This is a genomic window from Robinsoniella sp. (assembly GCF_034124845.1).
In genome coordinates, this window is sequence record NZ_JAWYAJ010000441.1 from 1 (window position 1) to 4,294 (window position 4,294).

3 protein-coding genes and 1 pseudogene are annotated in these 4,294 nt (G+C 44.0%); all 4 read left to right on the forward strand.

Annotation, left to right across the window (positions count from 1 at the left end; translation table 11 throughout):
- Window positions 1-431: pseudogene (locus ACH2DQ_RS21755) on the forward strand (DNA mismatch repair protein MutS); the annotation flags it as partial.
- Window positions 432-556: 125 nt separating this feature from the next.
- On the forward strand, window positions 557-2,776 hold the full coding sequence (mutL, locus tag ACH2DQ_RS21760) for a DNA mismatch repair endonuclease MutL (RefSeq protein WP_394911285.1): 2,220 nt from the start codon (window positions 557-559) through the stop codon (window positions 2,774-2,776).
- 16 nt (window positions 2,777-2,792) lie between these two features.
- Window positions 2,793-3,734 carry a tRNA (adenosine(37)-N6)-dimethylallyltransferase MiaA gene (gene miaA / locus ACH2DQ_RS21765; protein ID WP_394911284.1) on the forward strand — a complete coding sequence of 314 codons (942 nt, stop codon included), beginning with the start codon at window positions 2,793-2,795 and terminating at the stop codon, window positions 3,732-3,734.
- A gap of 18 nt (window positions 3,735-3,752) precedes the next feature.
- A partial coding sequence (locus ACH2DQ_RS21770; protein ID WP_395028309.1) for a methionine gamma-lyase family protein occupies window positions 3,753-4,294 on the forward strand: 542 nt, incomplete at its 3' end.

Consider the following 4,294-nt stretch of genomic DNA (forward strand, 5'->3'; position numbering starts at 1 on the left):
TTACGGAACTGGAAGGTAAATTAAGCAGTGTCAATAACTACTGTATTGCCGTAAAAGAAAAGGGAGATGACATTGTTTTCCTGCGAAAAATTGTCAAAGGCGGTGCAGATAAGAGCTACGGAATCCAGGTTGCAAAGTTAGCCGGAGTGCCGGAAACAGTTATTGAACGTGCCAAACAGCTTGTAGAGGAATTAAGTGATGCCGACATCACGGCTAAAGCCAGGGAAATCCAGGCTGAAACCGGTACGAAAACGAAGGTTAAAACCAAGAAATATGATCAGGTAGATTTAGAGCAGATGTCTCTGTTTGATACAGTCAGCGACCAGGATATCCTTCAGGAATTAAAAGAAATGGATATCGGCACACTGACGCCAATTGATGCACTCAACACAATTTACCGTCTTCAGAACAAGTTAAAGAATCGGTGGTGATAAGTGTGAACTCTGTTCACAGTGTGAACTCCGTTCACACTATCTATTGACGCAGTATGGCAGACAAGTCTGCGGTATGCGCAGTAAATGCGCATACCTGTCTAAACTGTTACGGAGGTATACACATGAAGACAATCGAAGTATTAGATCAACAGACAATTGATAAGATTGCGGCAGGCGAAGTGATTGAACGTCCTGCCTCCGTGGTAAAGGAGTTAGTGGAAAATGCCATCGATGCAGGTGCTAATGCAGTAACCGTGGAAATCAAGGATGGAGGAACTTCTCTGATCCGCATCACGGATAACGGGGAAGGGATTACCCAGGACCAGGTACCCCTGGCATTTTTACGCCATGCTACCAGTAAAATCAAACGGGTAGAAGATTTGCTGGGGGTAACCTCCCTTGGATTTCGCGGCGAAGCGCTGTCCAGCATTGCAGCAGTCTGCCAGGTGGAATTAATTACGAAGACTGCAGGCAGCCTTACCGGAACCCGCTATATGATTGAAGGAGGAACCGAAAAATCCAAAGAAGAAATCGGTGCACCGGAAGGAACCACTTTCCTGGTGCGCAATATTTTCTTCAATACACCCGCCCGAAAAAAGTTTTTAAAATCCAGTATGACCGAAGCAGGTTATATCAATGACCTGATGGAGCGGCTGGCATTATCCCATCCAAATGTATCCTTTAAATTTATCAGCAATAACCAGACAAAAATGCATACCTCAGGGAATGATAATCTAAAAGATATCATTTACAACGTCTATGGGCGGGATATCGCCAACCACCTCATCGCCCTGGAGAATGCAAATGAACAGGTATCGCTGAAAGGATATATTGGAAAACCAATTGTTTCCAGAGGAAACCGCAATTACGAAAATTATTTTATAAACGGGCGTTATATAAAGAGTAACATTATTGCCCGGGCAATCGAAGATGCCTATAAAACATTTATGATGCAGCATAAATATCCTTTTACCGCGATTCATTTTACAATGGACGGGGACTTGCTGGATATCAATGTCCATCCTACAAAAATGGAGCTGCGTTTTGCCGACAACGAAAAAATGTATCAGCTTGTCTATGACTCTGTAAAACAGGGTCTGACTAAAAAAGAACTCATCCCGGAAGTAACCGTCAAAGCAGATAAAACGGAAAAAATAAAAGAAGCAAAGGTTCTGCAGTCTATTCCGGAACCATTTGAAAAGAACAGACTGGAACAGATGCGGGAGAGAAGCAATTATCAGGCATCCCCTGGAAAGGCTTTTGCGCCAAAACCAGGTGCACCACGTCCTATTGGTGAACATGCTGAACATACCGAACATACTAAAAGTACCGAATATGATAGAAGTACCGGACATGCTGAACATACCGATAATGCTGAACGTAGATCTGTCCCTGCAAATAAACCTGTTTATGAAGACACAAAGAATCTGATGTCTTCGTTGTTACCTAAAACAGAGGCAGGGCAGAAAGATGTATTGCCTGATGCATCAGTTGTTGCTGCATCCAGCCAGACCCAAAATATTGTAAATCCGGACTCTCAGGGAGAAATAGCAGCGCAAGCCGGGGATATGACGATTGCTTCTGGATCAACTCCACAAATGCCGTCAATTGCATCTGATGAAGCAAATTTGATCCAGGCAGGAGCTTCCGATGCTGATGCCATGCCGGGCAATTACCAACGTACAGGTGACGTGTCCGTTACTGGCAAGGAATCCGCTCAGCAGATAGACCTCTTTGAAGGAAAACTGCTTTCCAAAGAAAGTGTATCCGAACACCGGATTATCGGACAGGTATTCGGTACTTACTGGCTGGTTGAATTCCAGGAAAAGCTTTATATTATCGACCAGCATGCGGCACATGAGAAGGTTCTATACGAAAGAACCATGAATAACCTCAATCGCCGTAACTTTACTTCCCAATATCTGAGCCCGCCGATTATTCTAACCCTCAGTATGCAGGAAGAAGATCTGTTAAAGCGTTATATGGATAATTTTACCCAGATCGGTTTTGAAATCGAACCGTTTGGTGGGAAGGAATATTCCATCCGGGCTGTACCGGATAATTTATTCGGGATTGCCCAGCAGGATCTGTTTATTGAGATGCTGGACAGCCTGGGAGAGCAGACCGGACGTATGAAAGCAGAAGTAATTAATGAAAAAATTGCGTCCATGTCCTGTAAAGCCGCCGTTAAGGGCAATCATAAAATGACCGCCATGGAAGCAGAAAGCCTGATCGCTGAGCTGCTCACCTTAGAAAATCCATACAACTGTCCTCATGGAAGGCCTACCATCATCTCCATGACAAAGTATGAATTGGAAAAAAAATTCAAGCGTATTGTATAAGGAGGGAAAGGTTGCTATGAAAAAACCACTTATTATATTAACCGGTCCCACAGCCGTTGGAAAAACCGAGCTTTCCATCGCCCTGGCAAAAGAAGTGAACGGCGAAATTATCTCTGCCGACTCTATGCAGGTATACCGGGGCATGGATATCGGCTCTGCAAAAATAAAACCCTCTGAGATGGAAGGTGTCCCTCATTATCTGATCGATGAATTTGACCCGGATGAGGAATTTCACGTAGTCCGCTTTCAGGAGTATGCAAAAAAATATATGCAGCAGATCTGGGAAAAAGGGAAAATCCCCATACTAACTGGAGGCACCGGATTTTATATTCAAGCTGTTTTATATGACATTGACTTCACCGAGACCCGGGAAAACAGCGCATACCGCCAGGAATTGGAAGAGCTGGCTGCTACAAAGGGAAGTGCATTTCTCCATGAAAAACTGCAGATTGCCGATCCCAAATCCGCCATGGAAATCCATCCAAACAACGTGAAACGGGTGATTAGGGCGCTGGAATTTTTCCATGATACCGGTCAGCCCATTTCACGTCACAATGAACAGGAGCGCCAAAAAGAATCCCCCTATAATTTCGCATATTTCGTATTAAACGATGTACGTTCTAACCTGTATGAACGAATCAATTTAAGAATAGACCGCATGCTGGAAGAGGGGCTCTTAAACGAAGTGGCGCAGTTAAAAGAAAAAGGCTATACCAAAGAGATGGTGTCCATGCAGGGACTTGGCTACAAAGAAATCCTGGATTATCTGGAAGGGAACTGCACCCTGGAAGAAGCCGTTTATATCTTAAAACGGGATACCAGACATTTCGCCAAGCGCCAGATTACCTGGTTTAAACGGGAAAAAGATGTGATCTGGATGGATAAAGACCATTTTGCTTATAATAATACGGAGATACTCCATGCTATGCTGAGCATTTTAAAAGAGAAAAATATATAGATGCCGTGAAAGGAAATAATGAATAATTACACAATCGAAGAGATGTATGAGTCACTGGGGATTCACAAGGATGTATTCACATACGGAAAAGAAATCGAAGCCAGTCTCAAAGAACGTTTTGACAAAATAGATGAAATCGTGGAATTTAACCAGTTAAAAGTCATCCGGGCACTGCAGCAGAACCGCGTCTGTGCGGAACATTTCACCTCCAGTACCGGTTATGGATATAACGATGCGGGCAGAGAGACTCTGGAAGCTGTTTATGCCAGCGTTTTTCATACGGAAGCGGCTCTGGTTCGACCTCAGATTACCTGCGGCACCCACGCATTGGCTGTGGCACTTTCCGGAAACTTAAGACCCGGAGATGAGCTTGTATCCATATCGGGCAAACCATACGATACCTTGGAAGAGGTCATTGGTATCCGCCCCTCAACCGGTTCCCTTGCAGAATATGGGGTAACTTATAAACAGGTTGACCTTTTGGAAGACGGAAGTTTTGATTTCGCAAAAATAAAAGAAACGCTGAGCGAAAAGACAAAAATGATAGAGATCCAGCGTTC

Bases quoted from the DNA above. Each gene is read 5' to 3' on its own strand.
- mutL (WP_394911285.1), top strand. From the start codon at position 557: ATGAAGACAATCGAAGTATTAGATCAACAGACAATTGATAAGATTGCG.
- miaA (WP_394911284.1), top strand. From the start codon at position 2,793: ATGAAAAAACCACTTATTATATTAACCGGTCCCACAGCCGTTGGAAAA.